This is a genomic window from Brevundimonas subvibrioides, from assembly GCF_027271155.1.
GTDB lineage: Bacteria > Pseudomonadota > Alphaproteobacteria > Caulobacterales > Caulobacteraceae > Brevundimonas > Brevundimonas subvibrioides_D.
The window spans coordinates 757,555-783,224 of sequence record NZ_CP114542.1; the positions used below are offsets into that span (position 1 = coordinate 757,555).

General features: G+C 67.9%; 26 protein-coding genes. 11 read left to right on the forward strand and 15 right to left on the reverse strand.

Going from position 1 to position 25,670, the window contains the following annotated elements; genetic code table 11:
* Positions 1-3: 3 nt before the first annotated feature.
* Positions 4-756, forward strand: a complete 753-nt coding sequence (trmD, locus tag O3139_RS03765) for a tRNA (guanosine(37)-N1)-methyltransferase TrmD (RefSeq protein WP_269515583.1) — start codon at positions 4-6, stop codon at positions 754-756.
* 5 nt (positions 757-761) lie between these two features.
* A complete protein-coding gene (gene rplS / locus O3139_RS03770) occupies positions 762-1,190 on the forward strand; it encodes a 50S ribosomal protein L19 (protein WP_269515584.1) in 429 nt (142 codons plus the stop codon).
* A 62-nt stretch (positions 1,191-1,252) separates the two neighbouring features.
* On the opposite strand, the gene O3139_RS03775 is transcribed toward rplS, so the two are convergent.
* The 4 genes from O3139_RS03775 to kduD all read right to left on the reverse strand — a co-directional run bounded on the left by O3139_RS03775 (position 1,253) and on the right by kduD (position 5,520).
* Complete coding sequence (locus tag O3139_RS03775) at positions 1,253-1,966, reverse strand: LamG domain-containing protein (RefSeq protein WP_269515586.1); 714 nt, start codon at positions 1,964-1,966, stop codon at positions 1,253-1,255.
* Complete coding sequence (locus O3139_RS03780) at positions 1,963-3,600, reverse strand: pectate lyase (RefSeq protein ID WP_269515587.1); 1,638 nt, start codon at positions 3,598-3,600, stop codon at positions 1,963-1,965. Before O3139_RS03780 ends, O3139_RS03775 begins: the two co-directional genes overlap by 4 nt.
* 109 nt (positions 3,601-3,709) lie before the next feature.
* The gene (locus tag O3139_RS03785) at positions 3,710-4,741 is read right to left on the reverse strand and encodes a sugar kinase (RefSeq protein WP_269515588.1); all 1,032 of its coding nucleotides are present in this window, start codon (positions 4,739-4,741) and stop codon (positions 3,710-3,712) included.
* Between the two features lie 20 nt (positions 4,742-4,761).
* Positions 4,762-5,520, reverse strand: coding sequence for a 2-dehydro-3-deoxy-D-gluconate 5-dehydrogenase KduD (gene kduD, locus O3139_RS03790; protein WP_269515589.1), 759 nt, complete (start codon positions 5,518-5,520; stop codon positions 4,762-4,764).
* A 164-nt stretch (positions 5,521-5,684) separates the two neighbouring features.
* Here kduD and O3139_RS03795 point away from each other — a divergent pair, with 164 nt between their 5' ends.
* On the forward strand, positions 5,685-6,344 hold the full coding sequence (locus O3139_RS03795; protein WP_269515590.1) for an RpiB/LacA/LacB family sugar-phosphate isomerase: 660 nt from the start codon (positions 5,685-5,687) through the stop codon (positions 6,342-6,344).
* A 36-nt stretch (positions 6,345-6,380) separates the two neighbouring features.
* Here O3139_RS03795 and O3139_RS03800 read toward each other — a convergent pair whose 3' ends face one another.
* Complete coding sequence (locus O3139_RS03800; RefSeq protein ID WP_420022338.1) at positions 6,381-7,439, reverse strand: LacI family DNA-binding transcriptional regulator; 1,059 nt, start codon at positions 7,437-7,439, stop codon at positions 6,381-6,383.
* 194 nt (positions 7,440-7,633) lie between these two features.
* On the opposite strand from O3139_RS03800, the gene O3139_RS03805 reads away from it, so the two are divergent.
* The 4 genes from O3139_RS03805 to scpA all read left to right on the forward strand — a co-directional run bounded on the left by O3139_RS03805 (position 7,634) and on the right by scpA (position 13,437).
* Complete coding sequence (locus O3139_RS03805) at positions 7,634-8,446, forward strand: 2-keto-4-pentenoate hydratase (protein WP_269515592.1); 813 nt, start codon at positions 7,634-7,636, stop codon at positions 8,444-8,446.
* Between the two features lie 79 nt (positions 8,447-8,525).
* Positions 8,526-9,836, forward strand: coding sequence for an MFS transporter (locus tag O3139_RS03810; RefSeq protein WP_269515593.1), 1,311 nt, complete (start codon positions 8,526-8,528; stop codon positions 9,834-9,836).
* A gap of 68 nt (positions 9,837-9,904) precedes the next feature.
* Entirely contained in the window at positions 9,905-11,296 is a 1,392-nt protein-coding gene (locus O3139_RS03815) for a methylmalonyl-CoA mutase family protein (RefSeq protein ID WP_269515594.1), read from the forward strand.
* Entirely contained in the window at positions 11,293-13,437 is a 2,145-nt protein-coding gene (gene scpA / locus O3139_RS03820; protein ID WP_269515596.1) for a methylmalonyl-CoA mutase, read from the forward strand. Before O3139_RS03815 ends, scpA begins: the two co-directional genes overlap by 4 nt.
* Before the next feature lie 6 nt (positions 13,438-13,443).
* Here scpA and O3139_RS03825 read toward each other — a convergent pair whose 3' ends face one another.
* The 8 genes from O3139_RS03825 to O3139_RS03860 form a co-directional block, all read right to left on the reverse strand.
* Positions 13,444-13,851, reverse strand: coding sequence for a DUF6491 family protein (locus O3139_RS03825; RefSeq protein WP_269515597.1), 408 nt, complete (start codon positions 13,849-13,851; stop codon positions 13,444-13,446).
* 21 nt (positions 13,852-13,872) lie between these two features.
* Positions 13,873-15,651, reverse strand: coding sequence for a tRNA (5-methylaminomethyl-2-thiouridine)(34)-methyltransferase MnmD (gene mnmD / locus O3139_RS03830; RefSeq protein ID WP_269515598.1), 1,779 nt, complete (start codon positions 15,649-15,651; stop codon positions 13,873-13,875).
* 106 nt (positions 15,652-15,757) lie between these two features.
* Positions 15,758-16,051, reverse strand: coding sequence for a hypothetical protein (locus tag O3139_RS03835; RefSeq protein WP_269515599.1), 294 nt, complete (start codon positions 16,049-16,051; stop codon positions 15,758-15,760).
* 186 nt (positions 16,052-16,237) lie between these two features.
* Positions 16,238-16,507, reverse strand: a complete 270-nt coding sequence (locus O3139_RS03840) for a hypothetical protein (protein ID WP_269515600.1) — start codon at positions 16,505-16,507, stop codon at positions 16,238-16,240.
* 123 nt (positions 16,508-16,630) lie between these two features.
* A complete protein-coding gene (gene motA, locus O3139_RS03845; protein WP_269515601.1) occupies positions 16,631-17,500 on the reverse strand; it encodes a flagellar motor stator protein MotA in 870 nt (289 codons plus the stop codon).
* Positions 17,501-17,563: 63 nt separating this feature from the next.
* On the reverse strand, positions 17,564-19,360 hold the full coding sequence (locus O3139_RS03850) for a long-chain-acyl-CoA synthetase (RefSeq protein ID WP_269515603.1): 1,797 nt from the start codon (positions 19,358-19,360) through the stop codon (positions 17,564-17,566).
* A 211-nt stretch (positions 19,361-19,571) separates the two neighbouring features.
* Positions 19,572-20,900 carry a PQQ-dependent sugar dehydrogenase gene (locus O3139_RS03855; protein WP_269515604.1) on the reverse strand — a complete coding sequence of 443 codons (1,329 nt, stop codon included), beginning with the start codon at positions 20,898-20,900 and terminating at the stop codon, positions 19,572-19,574.
* Between the two features lie 17 nt (positions 20,901-20,917).
* A complete protein-coding gene (locus tag O3139_RS03860) occupies positions 20,918-21,466 on the reverse strand; it encodes a lipocalin family protein (RefSeq protein ID WP_269515605.1) in 549 nt (182 codons plus the stop codon).
* A 200-nt stretch (positions 21,467-21,666) separates the two neighbouring features.
* Here O3139_RS03860 and O3139_RS03865 point away from each other — a divergent pair, with 200 nt between their 5' ends.
* The 4 genes from O3139_RS03865 (at position 21,667) to O3139_RS03880 (ending at position 24,617) form a co-directional block, all read left to right on the forward strand.
* Positions 21,667-22,650 (forward strand): ABC transporter ATP-binding protein, encoded by a 984-nt coding sequence (locus O3139_RS03865; protein WP_269515606.1) that lies wholly within the window; start codon positions 21,667-21,669, stop codon positions 22,648-22,650.
* The gene (locus tag O3139_RS03870) at positions 22,647-23,414 is read left to right on the forward strand and encodes an ABC transporter permease (RefSeq protein ID WP_269515607.1); all 768 of its coding nucleotides are present in this window, start codon (positions 22,647-22,649) and stop codon (positions 23,412-23,414) included. Before O3139_RS03865 ends, O3139_RS03870 begins: the two co-directional genes overlap by 4 nt.
* A 12-nt stretch (positions 23,415-23,426) precedes the next feature.
* Positions 23,427-23,708, forward strand: a complete 282-nt coding sequence (locus O3139_RS03875) for a DUF427 domain-containing protein (protein ID WP_269515608.1) — start codon at positions 23,427-23,429, stop codon at positions 23,706-23,708.
* A gap of 186 nt (positions 23,709-23,894) precedes the next feature.
* On the forward strand, positions 23,895-24,617 hold the full coding sequence (locus tag O3139_RS03880; protein WP_269515609.1) for a hypothetical protein: 723 nt from the start codon (positions 23,895-23,897) through the stop codon (positions 24,615-24,617).
* A gap of 4 nt (positions 24,618-24,621) precedes the next feature.
* Here O3139_RS03880 and O3139_RS03885 read toward each other — a convergent pair whose 3' ends face one another.
* Positions 24,622-25,023 (reverse strand): hypothetical protein, encoded by a 402-nt coding sequence (locus O3139_RS03885; RefSeq protein WP_269515610.1) that lies wholly within the window; start codon positions 25,021-25,023, stop codon positions 24,622-24,624.
* 80 nt (positions 25,024-25,103) lie between these two features.
* Positions 25,104-25,655: a hypothetical protein gene (locus tag O3139_RS03890; protein ID WP_269515611.1), complete on the reverse strand. Its 552-nt coding sequence runs from the start codon at positions 25,653-25,655 to the stop codon at positions 25,104-25,106.
* Positions 25,656-25,670 lie beyond the last annotated feature (15 nt).

Sequence of the window (25,670 nt, forward strand, 5' to 3'; positions counted from 1 at the left end):
GGAATGCCCTTCACCGCGACCGTCCTGACCATGTTCCCCGAGGCCTTTCCCGGGCCGCTCGGCGTGTCGCTGATCGGCACGGCCTGGCGCGAGAAGGGGCTGTGGGCGCTGGAAACGGTGGACATTCGGGACTTTTCCGAAGATAAGCGCGGCTTCCTGGACGACACCCCTGCGGGTGGCGGCCCCGGACAGGTTCTGAAGGCGGACGTGGTGGCTCGCGCACTGGACAGTGTGGAGGGCCCGCCCCGGCCGCTTTTGTACATGAGCGCACGCGGTCGACCCCTGACGCAGGCGCGGGTGAAGGACTGGGCCAGGCATGACGGGATCACCGTCCTGTGCGGCCGGTTCGAGGGGGTGGACCAGCGGGTGCTCGACGCCCGGGGGTTCGAGGAGGTCTCCGTCGGAGACGCGGTCCTGGCCGGTGGCGAGGCGGCGGCGATGGTGGTGATCGAGGCTTGCGTACGACTGATCCCCGGTGTTCTGGGCCAGGCCGAAAGCCTGTCATCCGAGAGCTTCGAGGACGGTCTTCTGGAGCATCCGCAGTATACGCGACCGCGGACGTTCGAGGGGATCGACATACCCGAGGTGCTGCTGTCGGGCGACCATCGCAGGATGGCCGCGTGGCGTCAGGCGCAGCGGGAAGAGACAACGAAGGCGCGACGGCCGGACCTCTGGGCGGCGCATCTTGAGACCAGACCTGCGGAGCCCGTCTCCGCCAAATCACAGCTAAAGGGCAAAAAAGCCCGAGGAGAATAGAGACTATGGCCAACATCCTTCAGACGCTCGAGGCGGAAGAAAAAGCCCGTCTGGTCGCTGTGCGCGCGATCCCGGACTTCCAGCCCGGCGACACGCTTCGCGTCAACGTCAAGATCAAGGAAGGCGAGCGCGAGCGCGTCCAGGCCTTCGAAGGCGTCTGCATCGCCCGCGCCGGTGGCGGCGTGAACGAGAACTTCACCGTGCGCAAAATCTCCTTCGGCGAGGGCGTCGAGCGCGTCTTCCCGATCCTGTCGCCCAACATCGAATCCATCGAAGTGAAGCGTCGCGGCGTCGTCCGGCGCGCCAAGCTGTATTACCTGCGCGATCGTCGCGGCAAGTCGGCCCGGATCGCCGAGCGCCAGACCGTCCGCCCGGCCAAGGGCGCGGTGGTCCCGGTCACCGGCTCGGCCGAGAAGCCGACCGACGAGGCATGATTTCCGGGGCTCCTTGAGCCCCGCTATCTGGAAGGGCCCCGGCGGAAACGCCGGGGCCTTTTTCACGCTGGATCGACGCCGGTGAACTGATCGGGCCGCAGGAAGCGGCGGGTGAAGCGGGCCTCCGCGATCGCGCCATTGAAGTAGTTGACCCGGTTGATCCGCGTGCCGACCGAGGCGCGGCCCGGGCCCTGGGGCGTGAAGGCGACGACGGCCTCGCCCTGGAGTTCGCCGTTGACGAAGGACCGGTAGGTCGTGCCGTCATAGGTCTGGGCGACATGATGCCAGCGGCCGACGGGGTGGCGTCGATCGGGAAACAGCAGGGTCTGGTTGTAGGTCGGGCCCTTGACGAAGGCGTCCAGCGCCCATTCATCGCCATAGACGCGGATCTCGAACAGGAATCGGGTGCCGACGGGGGCCTGGCCGGGGATGACGTCCTCGTCGGCCTGGAGGTGCAGCCAGCGCTGTTCGGTGGCACCGCCGTCGGGACGAAAGACGGCCTCGAACGCGAAGGTCGCGGCCCCGGCCAGCGGATGCTGGCCGATGAACAGGGCGTCGTCGACCCCGTCGAAGTGCAGGGCACCGACCGGCAGGGAGGCCGGACCCGCCACCGGTCGGGGCGCGCCCTCGATCGTCAGCGGCGCGTCGATGCTGGCGAGGTCGCCGAAGCGCCAGACGATCGATTCGGGCCGACCCGAGCCGGGAAAGGTCGCGCAGCCCGCCAGAGGCGTGGCGCCCAGCCCGGCCAGGACGCGGCGTCGATCCAGCGGGTTCACGACGCGGCCTGCAGCGCCTCGATCAGGTCGCCCATGTTGTTGATGAAGGTCTGGGTCGAGATGCCTTCGACCGGGAAGTCGGTGGTGTAGGGCGAGGTGTCCCACAGGTCGCCGACGCGGGTCGTCTGATACTCCCCGCCCGTGACCGCCTCGGGCGAGGGGCCGTTGTAGGGATTGGAGGTCGTGGTCAGCAGGCTGGGCCAGTATCCGCGTGCGTTCAGGGCACCGGCCAGTTCCGCGGCCCGGGTCGGGGCGACGGGGCGGGGACGGCGGCCCTCGGTGCCCATGTCCCAGATGCTGACGTCCTTCAGGGTGAAATACTTCGGCAGGGCGCGGGTGCCGGGCCGGGCTTTCAGCGGCGAGGTCGCGATCACGGCCTCGGGCGTCAGGGCGGCGGCGGCCTCGTACTCGGCGCGCAGGGCCGCGGTGTCGAGGTTCCGGAACGAGCCGTAGTGGACGATCAGATTGTTGGGATTGTCGTCGGCGTAATAGTGGCCGTTGCGAATGTTGGACCCCCGACGGTGGATATAGACCGGGGTGTTGGAGCCTTCGAGGATGAAGGTCGGATGGGTGCGGCCGGGTGCGATCAGGGCCTGGGGCGTCTTCACCTGATCCAGCCAGTCCAGGGCCTCGGGCAAACGGGCCAGGAATTTGCGGTCGCCGGTCAGCCTGTAGAAGCCGATCATGGAGCGGATGTTCGTCGCCGTGGTGTGGGTGGCGAAGGCCTGGGGCTCGATGGTGCGGGCCGGGGCGGGCTTCAGCGTATCGGGGAAATGCTGCAGGCCCCAGGCGGGCTGGGGCAGGGGCTGCTGGGTGGCGACGAAGATGTCCATCCCGCGCTGGATGGCATCGACCAGACGGGGGTCGTTGGAGCCCAGCGCCTGGTGGACATAGAGCAGGAACTCGATGTTCTCGCCCGCCACGTCGTCGTTGAAGGTGATGTAGGGGGTATAGTCGGCATGGCCGTGCAGGCCGCCGTTCTCGACGAACGGAAAGCGCTGGGGCCAGCCACCGTTGGGATACTGGGCATCGAGGACGAACTGGATCGCCTTGTCGAGGGGCGCGCGATACTTGCGCTCGCGCTTTTCCAGATAGATGCGCAGCAGCAGCTGGGAGGCTTCGGCCGTGCCGGCGTCGTCGAAGGTGGCATTGCCGTAGTAGCGCTGGAATTCCTCCAGTCGCCAGGCGTTGCCGCCGATCCTTTCGTACCAGTCCTTCAGGCTCTCCTCGCCCGCCGTATCGATGACGTAGTTCCAGCCGCCGCGCGGATGCTGGCCCGCGATCAGGGCGTCGGCGCAGGCCTTCGCCGCGTCGTAGAACTGCTCGTCGCCCGTGGCGTGATAGGCGTCCAGATAGACGTGGCCGACCGTGGCTGTGCCGGGAGGCTGGACCCAGATCATCGTCGGTTTGGCCTCCAGCTCGCCCCAGCGGCGCGAGAAGTCGGGCAGGACCTGCCAGACATAGCCGCCGCCGACCGCGACCTCGTCCGTCATGAAGGCAGTGGCGCGCTTCATGGTGGCGAGAATGGTGGAGCGGTCCGGGGTCGTCTGCGCGAAAACGGGGCCCGCCGCGGCGAAGGTGGCGAGAGCGGCGCCCGAGGCCAGGACGGCTCGGCGCGACAGGGACGCAGACATGGGTGGACCTCCGGTTTCCTGGGTGGCGGTTCTGGCGACCGCCGGGTCGCAAGATACACCGATGACACCGGTTTCCTAGCGGCAATCCTGCCCCAGGGGAGGGGGCGGATCAGCGCCGGATGTCGAAGCCTTCGGCGGTCATGGCGGCGCGGACCTGTGCCTGGTCAAACAGGTTGAAATCACCCGGGACGGAGTGTTTCAGACCCGCCGCGGCCAGGCCGAACGCCAGGGCCTCGTCGTTGGACCAGCCGCTCCAGACGCCGAACAGGACGCCGGAGGCGAAGGCGTCGCCGCCGCCGACGCGGTCGATGACGCCGGTCAGGGCGATGGGGGCGGCGTGGTGCTCGCCGTCGCGTGTGATCATGACCGCCGACAGGGTCTGGTCCTGGACGCTGTCGTTGACGCGCAGGGTGCAGCAGATGCGCTCCAGCGACGGCCAGGTCTGAAAGGCGGCGCGAGCGGCGGCACGGCGGCGCTCGGCGGGGTCTGCGTCGTCGAAGCTGCGGCCCAGGACGAGGGCGAAGTCGCGGTCGTCGGCGAAGGCGAGGCTGGATCCCGCCAGCATCTGGCCCAGGACACGGGGCGGGTCGCCCGCCCACTCAGCCCATAGCTTGCCCCGGAAGTTGCCGTCGAAGCTGACCTTGACCCCGGCGGCGGTCGCGGCGGCGATGGCGGCCAGGGCGGCGGCCGATCCGGTCGGGCCGGTGGCCGGGGTGACGCCGGACAGGTGCAGCCACGCCACGCCATCGAGCAGCTTCGCCCAGTCCATCGCGCCGTCCACGTGCTGGACGAAGGCCGATCCGGCGCGGTCGTAGAGGACTTCGGACGGGCGGCGGACGGCTCCCGGAGTCAGGAAGTACAACCCCATCCGGCCCGGACGGAACAGCACGCCGGCGGTATCGACCCCGTGCTTTCTGACCTCGTCGCGGGCGGCGTGGCCGAGCGCATTGTCGGGCAGGACGGTGGCGAGGGCGGCGGGGGCCCCGAACCGCGCCAAGGACACCGCGACATTGGCCTCTGCCCCGCCCGGACGCGCGGTCAGGCCGGGCGACTGCAGCAGAAGTTCGCCGTCGTTGGGGGTGAGACGCAGCAGCATCTCGCCGAAGCAGAGGATGCGGCCGCCGGAGGTCGATTGGGTCATGCCGTCACGCTAGCCCGCGATCAGCGCGCGAGCCAGCCGCCGTCGACCGGCAGGGTGATGCCCTGGACATAATCGGAGGCGGGCGACGCCAGGAAGACGGCGGCACCGCCGATGTCGGACGGCTGGCCCCAGCGACCGGCCGGGATGCGGCCAAGGATTTCCTTCGAGCGAACCGGATCGTCCTGGAGCGCCTGGGTGTTGTCGGTGGCGAAATAGCCGGGGGCGATGGCGTTGGCATTGATGCCGTGCTTCGCCCACTCGTTCGCCATCAGCTTGGTCAGGCCCGCGACCCCGGACTTGGAGGCGGTGTAGGACGGCACGCGGATGCCGCCCTGATAGGACAGCATGGAGGCGGTGTTGATGATCTTGCCGCCGCGCCCGCCCGCGATCATGTCGCGCACGACCGCCTGGGACAGGAAGAAGACCGACTTCAGATTGACGTTCAGGACCGCGTCCCAGTCTTCCTCGGTGAAGTCGACGGCGTCGGCGCGGCGGATGATGCCGGCGTTGTTGACGAGAATGTCGATGGGCCCCAGGCCTGTGGTCGCTTCATCGACGATCCGCTGGATCGGCTCCATGGAGCCGAGGTCGGCCTGGATGGAGATAGCCTCGACGCCCTTGGCCAGGCACTGGCCGACCGTGTCGTCCGAAGGGCGGCGAGCGACCGAGGCGATGGACGCCCCCGCGTCGGCCAGGGCCAGGGCGATCCCCTGGCCGATTCCGGTGTTGCCGCCGGTGACGAGGGCGACCTTGCCGGTCAGGTTGAATGGATTGGCCATGTTCACCCCTTCAGCTGCGCGACGGGACGGTTGTCCCATCTGAATGCGCCGGTCCGCGGACCGGTATTTCCGGTCGGTGGTAACCGGTGTCAAAACCAGATGCAAATGATCGCGCGACGGGGTAAAGCCATCGGCAACTCCACAGACCTGCCGAGAGGATACCCATGAAAATCGCGCTGATCATCGAGAACAGTCAGGCCGCCAAGAGCACCATCGTTCACGACGCGCTGAACGCCGTCGCCGTGCCGCTGGGTCATGAGGTGTTCCACTACGGCATGTATGCGCCCGAGGATAAGGCCTCGCTGACCTATGTGATGAACGGCCTTTTGACCGGCATCCTGCTGAACTCCGGCGCAGCCGATTTCGTCGTCACCGGCTGCGGCACGGGCACGGGCTCCATGCTGGCCTGCAACGCCATGCCGGGCGTCTTCTGCGGCCTGATCATCGACCCGACGGATGCCTTCCTGTTCGGTCAGATCAACGACGGCAACGCCATTTCCATGCCCTATGCCAAGGGTTTCGGCTGGGCCGCCGAGCTGAACCTTCAGGACGTGTATCGCAAGCTGTTCGAGGGCGAGCGCGGCCTGGGCTATCCGCGTGAGCGTGCCCAGATCATGGCCACGAACCGGGGCATCCTGAAGTCGCTGAAGGCCGTGACCTGCCACGACATGCTGACGGTGCTGAAGACCGTCGATCAGGACCTGCTCAAGGCCACGATCGCCGGCGAAAAATTCCAGGAATACTTCTTCGCCAACGCCACCGACGAAGGCATCCGCGACTACATCAAGGGCCTGGTCGGCGCGAAGGTGCTCGAGACGGCCTAAGCACAATCTCCCTCCCCTTCGGGGGAGGGACGAGGCCTACAGTCCCCGGGCCGAATCCCGGACCACAAGCGACGGGCGGACCTCGGGCTGGCTCAGCCTTGCGGGATCCAGCCCGCGCATCGGGGCCAGCAGCTTCTCCGCCGCCATCCGTCCCATGTCGCGGATCGGCAGCCGCACCGATGTCAGGTTCGGCCAGACCCGCGAGGCCATCGGCAGGTCGTCATACCCCACGACGGACAGGTCCCGGGGGATTTCCAGGCCCAGGTCGCGTGCCGCCTTGAAGACGCCCAGCGCCATCTCGTCGTTGCCGGTGAAGATGGCGGTCGGGCGCGGATCGAGCGCCAGCAGGCTCATCGCCGCCTCGACCCCCGATTCGAACGTATAGGCCCCCTCGGCGACATAGCGGTCGTCGAGCGTCACGCCCCGTTCGGCCAGGCCGTCCCGGAAGCCGCCGCCGCGCACGCCGCTGGACCGGAAGGAGGCGGGGCCGGAGATGAAGCCGATGCGGGTGTGGCCCAGATCGGCCAGATGCCGCCCGGCCTCGGCCGCGCCCAGGTGGTCGTTGGTCACCAGCATGGCTCCGGGCGCGTCCAGCGCGACGGAGGCGATGCGGACATATGGGCAGTCGAGCTCGCGCAACGCCTGGATGACGCGTTCGTCCTCCGACACCGAGGGCGGCAGGATCACGCCGAACAGCTTCTGGCGTTCCACGAAGGCGCGGATGTCGGCCACGACGGTATCGGACTGTCGCGAGCACGGATGGACGACCAGCTCCAGCCCCGATCCCTTCAGGGCGTCCAGCACGCCCTGCTGCATGTTGACGATATAGTTGGGGCTGGGATTGTCGTAGATGAGGCCAACCAGGAACGAGCGCCGGAAGGCCAGGCCACGCGCCTGGATATCCGGGACAAAGCCCAGGTCGTCGATGACGGCGGTGACCTTGACGCGGGTTTCCTCCCGCACGAAGGGCGACTGGTTGATGACGCGCGAAACGGTTTTCTTGGAGACGCCGGCGATGCGGGCCACGTCGTTGATCGTGGGCCGCTTGCCTGGCTTGATTCCGGAGGGCGCCGGGGCAGTGTCGTCGTCGGACAAGCTCGACCTCATTGAGTGCAACGCATTGCCATACAGGCGAGCGGCACTGGATGCCATGGCGGGTTTGGCCTTCGCAAGGCCGTTGACACCGGTTACCATCCCCGTCAGTTATTCGCCGATCCGGCATCAAGACCGGCGACAGGCATCAGGTTGGGACGGCGCGTGAAGGGCATTCGGCAAGATTGGGCAGCGGCATGAGCGCCACGGACCTGACCCACGAGGGTGATACGGCAACGGCCATTGCCGGCCGATTCGTGGATGCACGACTGAACGCCCACGGATTTTCGACCTATCCCGGTCGGGCACCGACCAGCATGTCCGAGGCCTATGAGACCCAGGACGCCGCCATCGCGCTGTTTCCGGACCGGATCATCGGCTGGAAGGTCGGCATGGTGCCGCCCGCCCAGCAGGCGACCCTGAATGCGAAGCGTCTGGCCGGGCCGATCTTCGCACGCAATCTCTGGCATGCGGGCACCGCGCCCACGGCGCTGCCGGCCATCGCCGGTGGTTTTGCCGCGGTCGAGGCCGAGTTCGTGGCCCGGGTCGGTGCGGTCGATCCGGCGAAGACGGACTGGACGCTGGAGGAGGCGACCGCCTGCATCGCGGCGCTGCATATCGGCGTGGAACTGGCGGGCAGCCCCCTTTCGACCATCAACGACCTGGGCTCCGCCGTGGTGGCCTCGGACTTCGGCAACAACGGCGGCCTGGTGCTGGGCCCCGGGATCGAGGACTGGGCCGCGCGGCTGGACGGGATCGAGGTCGAGACGACCGTCGACGGTGACGTCATCGGCAGGGGCACGGCCAACTCCATTCCGATGGGGGTGCTGGAATCGGTGCGCTTCCTGATCGAGCATCTGGCGCGTCGCGGACGGCCGGTGTCCGAAGGCACGCTGATCTCCACCGGGGCGGTCACCGGCGTGCACCGGGTCCAGATCGGGGCCCGCTCGGTCTGCGCCTTTTCGGGCGTGGGCGAGATCCATTGCACGGTCGTCACGGCCGGCGCTTGAATACATCATCCGGAACCCGTCGCGCCGCGCCTGCGGTGACAAGACGGGTCAGGACGCGGAAACATAGAGGACGGGGTTTATGACAGACGCCACTGCCACGACGGACGGACCGATCCAGATCCAGCCGCCCGCAGGCAAGTATCGCTGGGTGGTCGTGTGGCTGCTGTTCGCGGCCATGGTCATCAACTACGTCGATCGTCAGGCGCTGGGCGTTCTGAAGCCGACGCTGATGGACGAGTTCGGCTGGACCGAGACCAACTATGCCGACATCGTCTTCTGGTTCCAGGCCTCCTATGCCGTCTCCTACCTGCTGTGGGGGCGGCTGGTCGACCGGATCGGCGCGCGCTGGGGCTTCGGCCTGGCCTTCATCATCTGGCAGCTGGCCTTCATCGCCCATGCCGGCATCCGCAGCCTGAACACCGCCATCTTCGCGCGGGTGGCCCTGGGCATCGGGGAGGGCGGCGGTTTCCCGGCCGGCATCAAGGCCGTGACCGAGTGGTTCCCCAAGAAGGAACGCGCCTTCGCCGTCGGCATCTTCAACGCCGGCACCAATATCGGCGCGATCATCACGCCGCTGATCATCCCCTTCATCGCCTCGATCTGGCTGGGCACGGTGGCCGAACCGAACTGGCAGATGGCCCTGATCATCGTCGGAGCCGCCGGCTTCATCTGGGTACCGATCTGGTTCACCGTCTACAAGCGGCCGGGCGACCACAAGCGGGTCACGCCTGCGGAACTGGCCTGGATTGCCCAGGACGCACCCGATCCGGTGCACAAGATCGGCTGGCTGAAGCTGCTGACGGTGCGGGAAACCTGGGCCTATGCGCTGGGTAAATTCCTGATCGATCCGATCTGGTGGTTCTTCCTGTTCTGGCTCCCGGGCTTCCTGCAGAAGACCTACGATCTGAACATCCTGACTTTCGGCCCTCCGCTGATCGCCATCTATCTGCTGAGCGACGTCGGCTCCGTCGGGGGTGGCTGGCTGTCCAGCCAGTTCCTGAAGCGGGGCATGAGCCTGAATGCGGCGCGCAAGCTGACCATGCTGATCTGCGCCATCGCCGTTCTGCCGGTCGCCTTTGCCGGGATGGCCGCCAACCTGTGGGTCGCCGTCCTGATCATCGGCGTCGCCACCGCCGCGCACCAGGGTTTCTCGGCCAACCTTTATGCCATGCCGGGCGATGTCTTTCCGCGCTCGGCGGTGGGATCGGTCGTGGGTATCGGCGGCATGATCGGCGGCTTCGGCGGCATGGCCATGGCCAAATACGCCGGCTATGTGCTGGACAAGATCGGCAGCTATACGCCGATCTTCGTGGTCGCCGCATCGGCCTATCTGGTGGCGCTGCTGGTCATCCACATCCTGTCGCCGAAATACGCCCCCGCCAGGGTGTGATGGTCCCGGGGCTGGACGGGTCGGGGCGGCGGTAGCAATAGAGCCGCTTCCCAACCCGGAGGCCCGCCTTGTCCCAGTCCTTTCCGATCCCGTCGCCGGCCGACTGGCGTGCGGAGGCTGAGAAGGCGCTGAAAGGGCGGCCGATCGAGGGACTGGTCCATCTGGACGCCGACCACCTGACCACGCGGCCCCTGTATGGCCGTGCCAATGCGACCGACGCCGTGTTCGCGCCCCGGGCATCGGACGCCGATGGTCGGGCCTGGGACCTGCGGACTCTGGTCGAGGGTGACGATCCTGACGCGGTCAACGCGGCGGTGCTGGCCGATCTGGAAGGCGGGGCGGCGTCGGTCATCCTGTCGGGCGCGGTGCTGGCGGACTCCGGGCCGCTGGGCCGGACGCTGGCGGGCGTGGCGATGGAGCTGGCGCCGGTCGGGCTGGATGCCGGGATCGACGGACCGGATGCGGCCAATGCCCTGGCGGTCGTGGCCAAGGGCGCGCCCCGGGCCAGGCTGATGTTCCATATGGACCCCCTGAGCGCCTACGCGATGGCGGGTGGATCGCCCAACCCGATCGAGGCGCATATCGGCCTGGCGGCGAATACCGCGGCGCGGCATGCCGGGGCCTATCCGGATGCGACCTTCTTTCTGGCCACCGGCCGGGTGGCCCATGAGGCGGGTGGATCGGCGGGGCAGGAACTGGGCTTCGCCGCTGCGGCCGCCGCGACCTGTCTGAAGGCGGCGGTCGAGGCCGGGCTGCCGATCGAGCGGGCGCTGGCGGGCACGGTTCTGGGGATCAGCGTCGATGCGGACTATTTCGACAGTCTGGCCAGGGTGCGCGCGCTGCGCCTGATCTGGCGGTCGATCAGCCGTGCGTTCGGGTCCGAGACTCCGGCCCGGATCGAGGCGCGGTCGTCGCGGCGGATGCTGGCGGCGAAGGATCCCTGGCCGAACCTGCTGCGGCTGACGGCGGCGGGGTTCGCAGGCGCGGTCGGCGGGGCCGACGCGGTGGTTCTGGACGGGTTCAGCCGGGCGGTCGGACGGCCCGATGCCTTCGCACGGCGGGCGGCCCGCAATACCCAGCTGATCCTGATGGAAGAAGCGCACATCGGCCGCGTCGCCGATCCGGCGGCGGGGTCATGGTATCTGGATCACCGCACGCGAGACCTGGCCGAGGCGGGCTGGACCGAGTTCCAGCGCATCGAACGGGAAGGGGGCCTCGTCGCCTCCCTGCGCGGCGGGGCATTTCAGCAGCGGGTCGCGGCGTCGCGGGCAGCGGGCAAGGCGCGTCTGGCCGAGGGCGATGGCCAGATGGTCGGGGTGACGAAATTCGTGGATGCAGAGGCGCGGCCGGTCGCGGTCGAGGATGGGGCGTCGCCCCCTGTGCATGGCAACGACGATCGGTGCCCGCCCCTCTCGCCGCTGCGCTGGGCCGAGGCGTTCGAGCGGGGAGAAGCGGCATGAGCATGCCCGATTTCACCAGGGCTGCGCTGGACCTGTCGCCCCTCGGCGGCGCTCTCGACCGCGCGCCCATCCGCACCCCCGAAGGCATCGAGATCGCCCCCGCCTATGATGCCGCCGCCATCGCCGACCTGAGCTTCACCGACGGCCTGCCGGGGTTCGCGCCGTTCGTGCGCGGGCCCTATCCGACCATGTATGCGTCCAATCCGTGGACCATCCGCCAGTACGCCGGCTTCTCCACCGCCGAGGCTTCGAACGCCTTCTATCGACGGAATCTGGCGGCCGGGCAGAAGGGTCTGTCGATCGCCTTCGATCTGGCCACGCACCGGGGATATGATTCCGACCATCCGAGGGTGGCCGGCGATGTCGGCATGGCGGGGGTGGCCATCGATTCCATCCTGGACATGCGGACCCTGTTCGACGGCATTCCGCTGGACCAGATGTCGGTGTCGATGACCATGAACGGCGCGGTCCTGCCGATCCTGGCCCTCTATGTCGTGGCGGCCGAGGAGCAGGGCGTCGCCCACGCGGCCCTGACCGGGACCATCCAGAACGACATCCTGAAGGAGTTCATGGTCCGGAACACCTACATCTATCCGCCTGGGCCCTCGATGCGGATCATCGCCGACATCTTCGCCTGGACGGCGCAGGAGACGCCGAAGTTCAACTCCATCTCCATCAGCGGCTATCATATGCAGGAGGCGGGAGCCTCTGCCGATCTGGAGCTGGCCTACACCCTGTCCGACGGGCTGGAATACATCCGCGCCGGGGTGGCGGCCGGCATGGACGTGGACCGTTTCGCGCCGCGACTGAGCTTCTTCTGGGCCATCGGCATGGACTACTTCATGGAGGTGGCCAAGCTGCGCGCCGGCCGCCTGCTCTGGGCCGAGGCGGTCCAGGCAGAGTTCGCCCCGAAGGATCCACGCAGCCTGTCGCTGCGCGCCCACTGCCAGACCTCGGGCTGGTCGCTGGCGGCGCAGGACGTGTTCAACAACGTGCCCCGGACGATGATCGAGGCCATGGCGGCGGCGGGCGGTCAGACCCAGTCGCTGCATACCAATTCGCTGGACGAGGCCCTGGCCCTGCCGACGGATTTCTCGGCCCGGATCGCGCGCAACACCCAGCTGCTGCTGCAGCTGGAGACGGGATCGACGAAGGTCATCGACCCCTGGGGCGGCAGTTTCTTCGTCGAACGGCTCACACACGAATTGGCCGAACGGGCGCGGGCGCACATGGCCGAGGTGCGCGAACTGGGCGGGATGGCGGCGGCGATCGAGGCCGGACTGCCCAAGCTGCGGATCGAGGAAGCGGCGGCCCGGACCCAGGCGCGGATCGACACGGGCCAGCAGACGGTGGTCGGCGTGAATCGCTATCTGAACGACACGCCCGACGACATCCCGGTGCTGAAGGTCGACACCGCAGCGGTGCTGGCGGCCCAGATCGAGAAACTGAAACGTCTGCGGGCCGAACGGGACGAGGCTGCGGTGCAGGCCGCTCTCACCGCCCTGACCGAAGGGGCGAAGGGGTCCGGGAACCTGCTGGAACTCTGTGTCCGCGCCGGGCGCGCCCATGCCACGGTCGGCGAGATGTCGGACGCGCTGGAGGCTGCTTTCGGACGTCATGTCGCGACGGTGAAGACGGTGTCGGGCGTCTATGCCCGGGAGGCCGGGACCGATCCCAGGATCAGCCGCGCCCGCGACATGGTCGCCGCCTTCGTCGAGAACGACGGGGGACCGCCGCGTATCCTGATCGCCAAACTGGGTCAGGACGGTCACGACAGGGGACAGAAGGTCGTCGCGACCGCCTATGGCGACCTGGGCCTCGACGCCGTGGCGGGACCCCTGTTCCAGACCCCGGCGGAGGCCGCTCGGGACGCGGTCGCGAACAACGTCCATGTGGTCGGGGCATCCTCGCTGGCGGCCGGTCATCTGACGCTGGTGCCCGCGCTGAAGGCCGAGCTGGAGAAGCTGGGGCGGCCGGACATCATGATCACCGTGGGCGGCGTCATCCCGCCGGGCGATGTCCAGACCCTGCTCGATCTGGGGGCGGCGGCCGTCTATCCGCCCGGCTCGGTCATCGCCGATACAGCCATCGACCTGATCGAGAAGCTGAACCAGCGGCTGGGATACGCCCAGAAGGGATGAGGCCCGTCAGGGACGCTGGCGCGACGGCAGGGCCTCGATCTCCGCCTCGGTCAGCTTGCGGTCGATCCGCGCGCGGCAGGGAACGTCGGTCACTCCGGGACTGCCTGCGGTATACAGCCGAACGGTGTCGCCGACGCATACCCGATCCGAGCCGCCGAAATCCTGCGAGAGCCCCAGGGTTACGGCATAACCGATATCGAGACAGCCGCCGGACGAGAGCCGATAGACGTCACGGTTCAGCACGCGGATATACAGGCTCCGGGCGTCGCCCTCGCGAAAATTCGTGACCTGAGACTGGTCGAAGCACTGACGCGGCCGGGTCTGTCGGGCGACTTCGGCCTCCGGATGGACGGGCGCGGTCGGCGCGCAGGCGGCGACGGCGGCAAGGCACAGAAGGACGGCGGAACGGCGCATCGGAGGATCTCCCGTGAGAGATCAATCATCCTGGCAAGCGGGGGGTTCCACAAGAGCCTGAAGCGAAGCGCGCGTGAGCGCGATACGGTTCGCGATATCGGCGGGCAAGGGCGACGGACGGCCGAGGGCCCGGGCGACGAGATGCTCGGCCAGCAGGGGGGCCAGGCAGAAGCCGCGTGAGCCGAGCCCACCCAGAACGAACAGGCCGGTCTGATCCGGCACGACTCCACAGACCGGAAGGCGATCGCGCGTCGTGGCCCGGATGGCGGCCCGAGACGTGACGGTGGCCGGATCGACACCGGCCGCCAGGTCCGGGAAGCGCGCGGCCAGTGTGGCGAGGTTGCGGATCGTGTCGGCAGCGCGAACTTCGGTCGTCGTCTCCCCCCGGTCGTGGGTCGCCCCGAACAGAAAGCCGTCGCGGGTCGGTGCGACATAGCCGCCCCAGGCCGTGGCCAGGGGCCGCGGGTGAAGGACCCAGTCGGCCTGACCCCGGACGGGCGAGAGCGTTACGTCCTGCATCAGGTCGGCATTGCCCGCGCCCGCGCACAGGATGACGGTTCCGACTTCCGCCAGGGTCTGGCCCGCGGCATCCAGAAGCGCCCAGCCTGAGCCGCTCGGGACGATCGAGGACACTTCTCCTGGCTTTACCTCCGCCCGGCCCAGCCAGTGGTCGAGGATCGCAGCAGGGGCGACGGTCAGGGCATCGCGCATGACCAGATCTCCCTGATCGTCCAGCCACATCGCGCCGGGCCCCCAGATCGGCTGGCCCGCGATCCGGGCAAATCGCGCCCGGTCACGCTCGCTGCCCGGCTTCTGCACCACGCCATGGGCCAGGACGGCGTCCGGCGTGTCTCGATAGAGGGCCGCTGCCCGCTCCAGCGCCTGGGCGAACAGGGCCGCGATGGTCCCGTCGCCGAGATCGAACCGGGGGGTGACCAGGGCGGCCGGAAATCCGGACGCGCCGTGGCCGGGCCCGGACGATTCGTAAACCGCCGCCGGCACGCCTTGCGCGGCCAGGGCGCGGGCGACCGAGGCTCCCGCGATGCCCGCACCTACGATGGCGATGGACGTCGGGGCGGGGTCAGCCAGGTCTTGCCCCACGCGTCTGGCCTCCAGCCGTTGGCGCTTGCGACCATGGCCCGGCATCTTCTCGACGACGAAACCGCGCTCGGACAGGCGACGGCGAACGTCGCCCGCTACCGTGAAGGTCGCGATCCTGGCGTCCGGGGCAGAGCGCGCCGAGATCGCGTCCATGACGGCTTCCGACCACATGTCGGGATTGGTTGCGGGGCTGAAGCCGTCGAGGAACCAGGCGTCGGCCCGGCCCGACCATTGTGCCAGGGCCCGTTCGACGGGTCCCACGGCCAGATCCAGGGTGGCGGCGAAGCCAGGCAGGTCGATCCTGTGAAACCCCGGAGTGGAGGCGGGCCAGCCCGACAGCAGGGCCTCGGCTGCGGATGCCACCTCCGGCCAGTGTGACAGGGCCCGGCTCGCTTCCCCTGGCGCCAGGGGAAAGCCCTCCACCGAGAACAGGCTGAGCCGCTGGCCGGGGGTCCGGGTCCGCTGCCACAGGTCGAGCACGGCGACGATGTTCAGGCCTGTGCCGAAGCCGAGCTCCGCAATGGTGAAATGCGGTCGATCCTTCCAGGCGTCCGGCAGGCCGCACCCCTGCAGAAAGACGGCCCGGGACTCGGCCAGTCCATCTTCGGCGGAAAAGTAGACATCGTCGAACCGGCCCGAGCGCGGTTCGTCCGCCTCGGTCCAGACCAGCTGCGGATCACGATCGGCGGGGACACTCATTGGCGCGGCTTAGCCGTTGAGGCCCGAATCAAAAAGGGGTCGCCCGTAGGCGACCCCTCCTGCCGACAGGGATGAGCCTGTCAGCGTCTTCAAAGACCAGAAGGTCTTAGTGGGCGCCGGGGGCCTTCTCGGCGGTCGGAGCCATCGCAGCGTCGGCGGCCGGAGCCGGAGCCATGGCGGCGTCGGCAGCGGGAGCCGTGGCCGCAGCGTCGGTGGCGGCGCCGGCAGCGGCGGCGGCATCGGTGGCGGCAGCGTCGGCGGTCGCGGCGGCGTCCGTCGCAGTATCGGCAGCGGCGGTCGCGTCAGCGGCAGCGGCGTCAGCCTTGTCTTCAGCGGCGGGTTGGCAGGCGGCCAGGGCCAGAGCGGCGGCCGAGGCGGCTATCAGGGCAACGATGCGCATTGGAGATTTCCTTCCCTAGGGTTTTTGCGAGTTTTTGGACCTCGCTGCATCGGAGATAACGGGATCGTGAGCGAAACCGCAAGGGAATTCCTCACGCGTTCGTGATGCGCCGTGGGCGGGAAGATGCGGCGTGACGTCGCGTTCACAGACCGGCCCGGAAGGGGCCCGGACCGGTCTGTCGCAGGGTCAGGCGGCGGGCCTGGACGGTGCCATGGCGCCCTCTGCGGCCGGGGCCATCTTGTCGGCTTCCGGAGCCATTGCGCCTTCGGCGGGGGCCATGGCGCTATCAGCAGCGGGGGCCATGGCACCGTCGGCGGCAGGAGCCATGGCGTCGGCGGCCGGGGCCATCGCGCCCTCGGTCGATTCGGTTTTCTCTTCGGCGGCGGGCTGGCAGGCGGACAGGGCGAGCGCGGCGGTGCCGGCGCAGGCGACGGCGATCAGAGTGCGGATGGACATGGGAAACCCCTCTCGGTTGAGACGTCGATGCAGGGATGCATCGGCGATGCCCGGGCTTACGCCCGGTCCTGGAGGTCGGTTACACGGGCCCCTGATCGCCGCGTGACGATCCGGCGCTGACGATCAGGCCTCGGTCGGGGCGGCCGACAGGGACTCTTCCATTTCCGCGAAGGAGGGCTGGGCGCTGGACGGGATGTCGCCGCGACCGATCTCGACCGAGATCTGGGCCGCATTGCCGTGCAGGTGGGCGACCAGGACGGACTGGATGATCTTGTAGAAGGCGCATTCCTCGTCGACGATCGCCTGCAGCCGTGCCGCCAGAGGTCCGACGAGGCCATAGGCCAGGAACACGCCCATGAAGGTGCCGACCAGGGCGCCGCCGATCATGCCGCCCAGAATCTCGGGCGGCTCGGTGATCGAGCCCATGGTCTTGATGACGCCGAGCACGGCGGCCACGATGCCGAGGGCCGGAAGGGCGTCGGCCATGGCCTGCAGGGCATGGGGAGCGGCGGCGGCCTCGTGGTGGTGCTTCTCCAGCTGCTTTTCCATGGCGTCCTCGATCTGGTGAGGATCCTCCAGGTTCATCGTCATCATCCGCAGGGTGTCGCAGATGAAATCGGTGGCGAAATGGTCCTTCAGCACCTTGGGGTATTTCTGGAAGATGGTGCTCTCGCCCGGCTTTTCGATATGGCTTTCCAGGGCGATGACGCCCTTGGATTTCATCGTCTTGGTCAGGGCGAACAGCAGGGACAGCAGGTCCTTGTAATCCTGCTTCTTCCATTTGGGCCCCGCGAAGGCCTTGCCGAGACCGCCCATGGCTGACTTCAGCACACCGACGGAATTCGAGATCAGGAAGGCCGCGACGGCCGAGCCGCCGATCGCCATCAGTTCGTGCGGCGCCGCATGGATGATCACGTCGAACTTGCCGCCCGCGAGGGCGTAGCTGCCGAACACCATGCCGAACAGCATGAGGATGCCGATGATCTGAAACATGAGTTGGTCCGCGCCCGATAGGAGCGTCAACCATGGCGTTTAATGCTTAACGTCGCCTTGCTTCTAGAGCCGGGTCGCGCCGCTTTGTATCGCCTCGTACCCCTCGGCGGTCAGCTTCTGGTAGCCGGACTTGCCGCCGCGCACATAGACCTGGCCCGGCAGGGCGGGGTCGAAGCCGTCGGCAACCAGATCGACCTTGCGATACTTGAAGGTGCCGGTCGTCTCCAAAGATTTGGCGATGCGTACGAACACGGGCTGGGCATAGGGCGGCAATTGCTCGGCGACATAGGCCCCGAAGTCCCTGGCCACGAACTTGCCCTCGGGGATCACGGTGACCATGCCGGCCTTGCCTTCGGCCCCCGGCACGGGAACGCCATAGGCGATGACTTCCTTGACGCCGGGCGCGTCGGTCAGGCGCTGTTCGACCTCGGCGGTGGAGACGTTCTCGCCCTTCCAGCGGAAGGTGTCGCCGATCCGGTCCACGAAATAGAAATAGCCCTCGGCATCCTGGCGCATCAGGTCGCCGGTCCGGAACCAGCGGTCGCCGCGCGTGAAGACGTCGGTCAGGATCTTCTTTTCCGAAGCGGCCTTGTCAGCATAGCCGGAAAAGTCGTGGCGCACGTCGTCCCCGATCGCGCCGATTGCCTCGCCGATCTCGCCCACGCGGGCTTCCTGGCAGGAGCCGCTCGGCAGACGCACCGGTTCTTCGGTATCGATGTCGAAGGCCACCAGCCGGATGTTGATCTGTTTCTTCAGGAACCGGGGCACGCGACCGATGGCACCCGCCTTGCCGTCGAAGTTGAACAGCGAGACGTTGCCCTCGGTGGAGCCGTAGAACTCCAGAATCTTTGGAATCGCAAAACGCGACTGGAAATCGGTCCAGACGTCGGGGCGCAGGCCGTTACCGAAGGCGAGGCGCAGCTTGTGCCCGCGTTCGCCTTCCTGCTCGGGGCAGTTCACCAGATACCGGCACAGCTCGCCGATGTAGACGAACAGGGTCGCGCCCGTGGCGTTGACGTCCTTCCAGAAGCTGGAGGCCGAGAACCGGCGCCGCAGGATCAGTCTCCCGCCATTCAGGAGGGCCGGGCCGATGCCCACCAGCCCGCCGGTCGAGTGGTAGAGAGGCAGGACGTTGAAGACCCGGTCCTCGGCCGTCGCGGCGGTCGCGCCGGCGAAGGCGCGCATATAGGTGCGGGCCCGCGCGTGATGGATGCGCGCGGCCTTCGGCATGCCGGTGGTGCCGGAGGTGTAGATGTACAGGGCCGTGTCACGGTTGGTCAGGCCGTCGCGAACCGACTTCTGGGGCCGCACCGACGAGCCGCTGCGGACCGGATTGTCCAGGCCGCGCCGTTCGGACACCTCGTCGGCGTCCTGCAGGCCCAGAACCCACAGCATCATGGTGCGGGTGACGAAGGGGCGGGCCTCCTCGCAGCGCCGCCAGGTCTCCTCGTCGGCCACCACCTGGGCGACGCCGGCGATGTTCAGGCAGTGGGCCAAGGCCTGGCCGGTCAGGTTGGTGTTGATCAGGGCCGTGGCCACGCCGACCTTGGCGAAGCCCATCCAGGCGGCGATGTATTCCGCCCGGTTCGACATCACCAGGCCGACGACGTCGGACCGGCGCAGACCCCGGTTTCGGGCCCAGTGGCCATAGCGGTTCGCCATGGCGTCCAGCTCGCGATAGGTCAGCGTGCGGGTTTCGTCCTCCAGGGCGATATTGTCGCCGAACCTGTCGACGGCCTCCTCGAAGTCGTCGCAGATCAGGACGTCGCTATCGAGGGCGATGGGCTTGATGCGTTGAAGCAGCCGACGCAGACCGGCCGCGAACGTCAGGTCGCGTCGGATATTTGCCGCTAGCCCCATGGTCGGCATCGCTCCGTGTTCGTGCGCAAGGTTCAACGAACGTGATGGACAAGGGGCGGGTCCGGGTCAACCGGCAGGGGAATCTGTAACGGTGGACGTTGACGTTTCCGGCCCGGTCGTGGCGCCGCTGCATGGGTCACGTCGCGGAAAGGGATGATATCCGTCGCCGTTTCCGTATCCCCCCGGTTTTCGCCGGGGGCTTTTTGCGGCCTTACGCTGAGGGCGAGACCCGCCAGATCACATTGCCGACATCGTCCGCCACCAGCAGGGCACCGGTCCGGTCCGTCTGGACGCCAACCGGACGTCCCATGGCCTCGTCCCTGTCATTCAGGAAGCCGGTCAGGACGTCCATCGGCGCGCCGCTGGGGACACCGTTGGTGAAGGGCACGAAGATCACCTTGTAGCCGGCCTTGGGCTCGCGGTTCCACGATCCGTGCTGGCCGACGAAGGCCCCATGGCGGAAGGATGCCGGGAACAGGGTCCCCTCATAGAAGGTCAGGCCAAGCGAGGCCGTATGGGCCCCCAGGGCGTAGTCGGGTGCGATGGCCGAGGCGACCCTGGCTTGGTCCTGCGGCCGGACGCGGCTGTCGACGTGCTGGCCGTAGTAGCTCCAGGGCCAGCCATAGAAGGCTCCCGGCGTGACGGACGTCATATAGTCGGGCACCAGATCGTTGCCGAGCTCGTCCCGCTCGTTGACCGCGACCCACAGCTTGCGACTGTCCGGCTGCCAGGCCAGGCCGACGGGGTTGCGCAGGCCGGACGCGTAAATCCGCGACTGGCCCGTGGCGATGTCGATCTCGTGGATGGCCGCGCGACCGACCTCTTCGTCCATGCCGTTCTCGCCGATGTTGGAGTTGGAGCCGACCCCGACATACAGCTTCGTCCCATCGGACGAGGCGACCAGGCTCTTGGTCCAGTGGTGGTTCCGACCGGCCGGCAGGGCGGCGATCGGGGTCGGGGTGGTCGTGATCTGCGTCGCGCCGGTCTGGTAGGGAAAGGCGACGACGGCATCGGCGTTGGCCACGAACAGACGGTCGCCGATCAAGGCCATGCCGAAGGGCGAATTCAGGTTGGTCAGGAAGTCGGTCTTCACCTCGGCCACGCCGTCGCCGTCCGCGTCACGCAGCAGGACGATCCGGTTCGGGCTTTCCACGCCCGCGCCCGCGCGCTTCATGACCAGGCCCATGACCCAGCCGCGGATGCCGCCCTTCTTGTCCTCAGGCCTGGGCGGCGCGTTGGATTCGGCCACCAGGATGTCGCCGTTGGGCAGGCGATACAGCCAGCGGGGGTGATCCAGGCCGCGGGCGAACGCCTGGACGCGGAACCCCGGGGCCGGGGTCGGCATCACACCGTCAGGCCAGCCGACCTTGGGCGCGATGTTCACCGTGGGGGTAAACAGGTTCCGGTGCGGTTCGGTGATCGAGGGGTTCGCCCCATAGGTCGCGCCGGGGGGCAGCAGGGGCGGGGCTGCGCAGGCCGACAGCCCGGCCACGAGGGCCATGGCCGCCGCAGACGCAGCGAGGGTGGAACGGGCGACCATGGCGGTATCCTTGTCGATCAGGCGGTCGGAGGGAATTCGAGGCGGCTGGTATCGTAGCCGAGCGCCTGGGCGCGGGCGACAAGCTGGGCCAGCGTCTCGGCACTGGGCACCTCGCGGGTATAGATCCAGAGCTTGTCGAAGGTCGGATCGGCCGAGATGAACCAGGTATAGTCGTCGTCGTGGTCGAGGATCCAGTATTCCCAGGTCACGAAGCCGGCGAAGTAGCGGGCGCGGAATTTGGCGTTGGTGCCGGGGTCCAGGATGGTCGCGTCGGCGCCGATGGCCTTTTCCTTGCCGGTCGGCGTGCCCGACTGGCAGGTGTCCCGCACCGCCAGCGTGGTCGGCGAGCGCAGCTCATAGGACGAGGCACCGGCCACGCAGCCGTCGGTGAGGCGCATCGGCAGACGGGCGATCTCAAGCCAGCGCCCGGTGTAGAGCCGCTCGGCATCGACGGGCCGGGTCGGCTGGGGGGCCTTCACCTGATCTGCGGGCGTGGCTGTCGCGCAGGCGGCCAGGCCGAGGGCGGCCAAAACGGCCAGCGAGAGAACAATGGACTTGCGCGACATGATATATCTCCGGACGGGACAGGAAGACCGAAGATACGGCGCAGGTTCCCGAAACGGACGCGACGAATGCGCGCGGAGCCGATGCCCGGGCCATCCACCGTGCGGATCGGGGGAAAAGCGGACCCCGCTGTCTTGAGCCTGTCGCCACAGGCGCCATATTGCGGACACGCCGCTTCGGCCGATTTCCCAGGACGCGCCGAATGCCGCCGACCTCCACCCAGCTCACCGCCGCGCCCGTCATCGATATCAAGGGTCTGACCAAGACCTATGCGTCCGGGTTGCAGGCGCTGAAGACCGTGGATTTGCAGATCGGCAAGGGCGAGATCTTTGCCCTGCTGGGTCCGAACGGCGCGGGCAAGACGACGCTGATCTCGATCGTCTGCGGGATCGTCACGCCGTCGACCGGAACGGTGACGGCCGACGGCCACGACATCCAGACCGACTATCGCAATGCGCGGATGAAGATCGGTCTGGTGCCGCAGGAGCTGACGACGGATGCGTTCGAGACGGTGCTGGCGACGGTCACCTTCAGCCGCGGCCTGTTCGGCAAGGCCCCGAACCCGGCCTTCATCGAGAAGACCCTCCGGGCGCTGAGCCTGTGGGACAAGAAGGACAACAAGATCATGACCCTGTCCGGCGGCATGAAGCGCCGGGTCATGATCGCAAAGGCCCTGTCGCACGAGCCCGACATCCTGTTCCTCGACGAGCCGACGGCGGGCGTGGATGTCGAGCTGCGCCGCGACATGTGGAATCTGGTGCGCGAGCTGCGCGCAGGCGGCGTCACCATCATCCTGACCACCCACTATATCGAGGAGGCCGAGGAGATGGCCGATCGGGTGGGCGTGATCCTGAAGGGCGAGCTGATCCTGGTCGAGGACAAGTCCGAGCTGATGAAGAAGCTGGGAAAGAAGACCCTGACCCTGAACCTGCAGGACCCGCTGGGTGACATTCCGCCCGCGCTGGCGCAGTGGGACCTGACCCTGAAGGCCGAAGGCAACGAGCTGGAATACGTCTTCGATTCCAATGCCGGGAAGACCGGCGTGCCGTCGCTGCTGCGGGCGCTTTCCGATCAGGGCATCGCCTTCAAGGACCTGAACACCCGCCAGAGCTCGCTGGAGGACATTTTCGTCAGCCTGGTCCATCGCGAACCGGCGCAGGACATCCAGACGGGAGCCGCCGCATGACGTTCAACGGATACGGCGTTTGGGCGATCTATCGCTTCGAGATGGCGCGGGCGCTGCGCACCGTCTGGCAGTCGATCGTGACCCCGGTCATCACGACGGCCCTCTATTTCGTCGTGTTCGGCTCGGCCATCGGGTCGCGCATGACCCAGATCGACGGCGTGCCCTACGGGGCCTTCATCGTGCCGGGCCTGATCATGCTGAGCCTGTTCACCCAGTCGATCTTCAATGCCAGCTTCGGCATCTATTTCCCGAAGTTCACCGGGACGATTTACGAGATCCTGTCGGCTCCCGTGTCGTCGCTGGAGATCGTGATCGCCTATGTCGGGGCGGCGGCGACCAAGTCGGCCGTGCTGGGTCTGATCATTCTGGCAACGGCCGCCTTCTTCGTGCCGCTGCAGATCCTGCATCCGGTCTGGATGCTGACGTTCCTGATCCTGACGGCGACGACCTTCAGCCTGTTCGGCTTCATCATCGGCATCTGGGCCAACGGCTTCGAGCAGTTGCAGATGATCCCGATGCTGGTGGTGACGCCGCTGACCTTTCTGGGCGGGTCCTTCTATTCGATCGACATGCTGCCGCCGGCGTGGCGCACGGTCACCCTGTTCAACCCGGTGGTCTATCTGATCAGCGGCTTTCGCTGGAGCTTCTACGGCTCGGGAGACGTTGGCATCGTGTGGAGCGTGCTGGCCACGCTCGGCTTCCTGATCGTCTGTCTCGGCATCGTCTTCTGGATGTTCAGGACCGGCTATCGCCTCAAATCCTGACGGAGAAGACCCATGACCACAGCGACCTGGAACGGCCAGATCATTGCCCAGTCGGACGATACGGTGGTGGTGGAGAACAACCACTACTTTCCGCGCGACGCGGTCAGGGCCGAGTATCTGACGCCCTCCACGACGACCTCGGTCTGCCCGTGGAAGGGCACGGCCTCGTATCATTCGCTGGTCGTCGACGGGAAGGAGAACCGGGACGCCGCCTGGTTCTATCCGACGCCCAGATCTGCCGCCGCCGAAATTGAGGACCGCATCGCCTTCTGGAAAGGCGTCGAGGTTCGCTGATCCGTCATTGGACCGCTGCATCCAGACCGTCTAGGACGGGCCATGGTCGACACGCCCTCCTCCGAGCCTCAATCCGGCCCTGCACAAGACCCCGCGGCTGAACCCTTCAAGCGGGGCAGGATCGTCTGGTCGCGCCCACCCCAGCCTGTGTTCCGCGTGGGGCCGCCACCGCGCGGATCGGGGCCCATGCCTGCCCAAGGCCAGCGCCAGGCCGCCCAGGGTCCGCTTCGGCAGAATGCGGCCGGCATTCTCAGCGGCTCGATGATCCCCAGGGCCGTCCCGCCTTCGACGCCGGCCCCGGCCCGGATCGAGACCGCAACCCTGCCGACGCCCGGGGTCGAGGCTATTCCGGCGTCTGTCCTGCCCCCCATCGAACCCCCCGCCCGGCCAGAGCCCGCCGAGGTCGCAGGCGGAGCGGTGCCGGTCGCTGTGTCCGAGCCTGTCGCGCCCTCCCATGCGGCGATCGATCGGCCCGGCCCGGGTGTGCCGACGGGCGTCTGGATCGGCGCTGCCGTGGTCGCACTCCTGCTGGCAGCGGGCGTGGGCTGGTGGATGCTGAAGCCGGCCGCGCCGGATCCTGTCGTCGCGGATGTCGCGACGGTCCCGGTCGAAACGACGACGCCTCTGACCGCGCCTCCGGTCGCGCCCGTGGACGCCGTACCCGTCGCCGAAACGCCGGTCGTCGCTGCTGAAGATGCGCCCGCCCCGACGACCACCGCGCCGGTCCGGGCTGTGCCGACGACCGCCGCACCCTCGTTGACGCCTCGCTTGAACACCGAGGTCACCGTGCCCCGCATCGAGACGGTGCCGCTGTCGGTTGCGCCGGTCTCATCGCCTCCGACGGCGGCTGAGGTTCCTGCGACCGATGCCGACGCCCCGATCCGGACCCGGCCCCAGCCTTTGGACTAAGATCTCAGCGTTCGCTGCCGGGATAGGGCAGGTATCCGCGCTCGACCATGCGGCGCAGGCCTTCGTAGGCTTCGGACAGTTCCTCATAGACGGCGCGCATACCGGCCAGGCGCTGCGCGTCCGGGCCGGCGACGGCCACCCCCGCTTCGGTCAGTTTCAGCGCCTCGGCGATCCAGCGTGCACGGGCGGCGGCGGCGGCGACCGCCAGCCGCTGGAAGGCGGCGGGGTCGGCGTGGTGGGTTTCGGGGCCGAGCACCTGCGGGATCACCTCGCGGTTCGACACAAAGGCAGTGTAATCGATCTGTTCCAGGTGGCCGCGCAGACGCCGCTGTTCCTGCGGGTCGTTGTCGCTCGGCTCGAAATGGTCCCGGCGGCTGCGGTAGCTGGCGGTCATGATGCTTGACATCCCGATCTCCGTGAGGGGCGGTCTCTCAGGGGATCAAAGTGCGCCAGTCGGGTTAACGGCCTCTTGCAATGCTTTCTTTGTCAGGCGCGGTCAGAAGGCTCACTTTCTGGCTGCAGTGCGGTCAGGGGCCGTCGGCCTTCCGGACCCGTCCAGCCGGGCGGAAGGGGTTCGGCCCACCCCTCGACCACCCCGACGCCGTCCTCGGGCGTGAAATAGCCGGCGGCCGAGCGGAAGCCGAAGATCCACCAGATTTCCAGCATGTAGCCGTGTGCGCGACGCGCGTCGGCCTCGGTGCGTCTGGAGACGGCCGCCACGGCCAGACCCAGACGCCCGGCCAGGTCCGAGGCCTCGACCGGCCCGTCGGGTTCGGCGAGGATGTCGTCCAGCAGGTCGTCGATGACCGCCGACAGCTTCGCCCGGGTCTTTGGCCCTTTCGGACCGGGGTAGTCGCCTTCGGGGGCGAACTTGGCTTCGTCGTGCAGGGCTCTCAGCCGCGCCCGGATCTCCGGCGACAGCAAGGCCGTTTCCTCATACAGGGGCACAGGCCTGGGCCTGACGAGGCGCCACGCCGCGCCGCCGATGGCGACCAGTCCGAGCACGACCATGGCGATGAAGCGGGCATAGTGAGGCATGAAACAAGTCTAGAC

Excerpts from the sequence above, each read along its gene's own strand:
- trmD (WP_269515583.1), top strand. The coding sequence starts at position 4 with ATGCCCTTCACCGCGACCGTCCTGACCATGTTCCCCGAGGCCTTTCCC.
- rplS (WP_269515584.1), top strand. The coding sequence starts at position 762 with ATGGCCAACATCCTTCAGACGCTCGAGGCGGAAGAAAAAGCCCGTCTG.
- O3139_RS03780 (WP_269515587.1), bottom strand. The coding sequence starts at position 3,600 with ATGTCTGCGTCCCTGTCGCGCCGAGCCGTCCTGGCCTCGGGCGCCGCT.
- O3139_RS03785 (WP_269515588.1), bottom strand. The coding sequence starts at position 4,741 with ATGACCCAATCGACCTCCGGCGGCCGCATCCTCTGCTTCGGCGAGATG.
- kduD (WP_269515589.1), bottom strand. The coding sequence starts at position 5,520 with ATGGCCAATCCATTCAACCTGACCGGCAAGGTCGCCCTCGTCACCGGC.
- O3139_RS03795 (WP_269515590.1), top strand. The coding sequence starts at position 5,685 with ATGAAAATCGCGCTGATCATCGAGAACAGTCAGGCCGCCAAGAGCACC.
- O3139_RS03805 (WP_269515592.1), top strand. The coding sequence starts at position 7,634 with ATGAGCGCCACGGACCTGACCCACGAGGGTGATACGGCAACGGCCATT.
- O3139_RS03810 (WP_269515593.1), top strand. The coding sequence starts at position 8,526 with ATGACAGACGCCACTGCCACGACGGACGGACCGATCCAGATCCAGCCG.
- scpA (WP_269515596.1), top strand. The coding sequence starts at position 11,293 with ATGAGCATGCCCGATTTCACCAGGGCTGCGCTGGACCTGTCGCCCCTC.
- O3139_RS03825 (WP_269515597.1), bottom strand. The coding sequence starts at position 13,851 with ATGCGCCGTTCCGCCGTCCTTCTGTGCCTTGCCGCCGTCGCCGCCTGC.
- mnmD (WP_269515598.1), bottom strand. The coding sequence starts at position 15,651 with ATGAGTGTCCCCGCCGATCGTGATCCGCAGCTGGTCTGGACCGAGGCG.
- O3139_RS03835 (WP_269515599.1), bottom strand. The coding sequence starts at position 16,051 with ATGCGCATCGTTGCCCTGATAGCCGCCTCGGCCGCCGCTCTGGCCCTG.
- O3139_RS03840 (WP_269515600.1), bottom strand. The coding sequence starts at position 16,507 with ATGTCCATCCGCACTCTGATCGCCGTCGCCTGCGCCGGCACCGCCGCG.
- motA (WP_269515601.1), bottom strand. The coding sequence starts at position 17,500 with ATGTTTCAGATCATCGGCATCCTCATGCTGTTCGGCATGGTGTTCGGC.
- O3139_RS03850 (WP_269515603.1), bottom strand. The coding sequence starts at position 19,360 with ATGGGGCTAGCGGCAAATATCCGACGCGACCTGACGTTCGCGGCCGGT.
- O3139_RS03855 (WP_269515604.1), bottom strand. The coding sequence starts at position 20,900 with ATGGTCGCCCGTTCCACCCTCGCTGCGTCTGCGGCGGCCATGGCCCTC.
- O3139_RS03860 (WP_269515605.1), bottom strand. The coding sequence starts at position 21,466 with ATGTCGCGCAAGTCCATTGTTCTCTCGCTGGCCGTTTTGGCCGCCCTC.
- O3139_RS03865 (WP_269515606.1), top strand. The coding sequence starts at position 21,667 with ATGCCGCCGACCTCCACCCAGCTCACCGCCGCGCCCGTCATCGATATC.
- O3139_RS03870 (WP_269515607.1), top strand. The coding sequence starts at position 22,647 with ATGACGTTCAACGGATACGGCGTTTGGGCGATCTATCGCTTCGAGATG.
- O3139_RS03875 (WP_269515608.1), top strand. The coding sequence starts at position 23,427 with ATGACCACAGCGACCTGGAACGGCCAGATCATTGCCCAGTCGGACGAT.
- O3139_RS03880 (WP_269515609.1), top strand. The coding sequence starts at position 23,895 with ATGCCTGCCCAAGGCCAGCGCCAGGCCGCCCAGGGTCCGCTTCGGCAG.
- O3139_RS03885 (WP_269515610.1), bottom strand. The coding sequence starts at position 25,023 with ATGTCAAGCATCATGACCGCCAGCTACCGCAGCCGCCGGGACCATTTC.
- O3139_RS03890 (WP_269515611.1), bottom strand. The coding sequence starts at position 25,655 with ATGCCTCACTATGCCCGCTTCATCGCCATGGTCGTGCTCGGACTGGTC.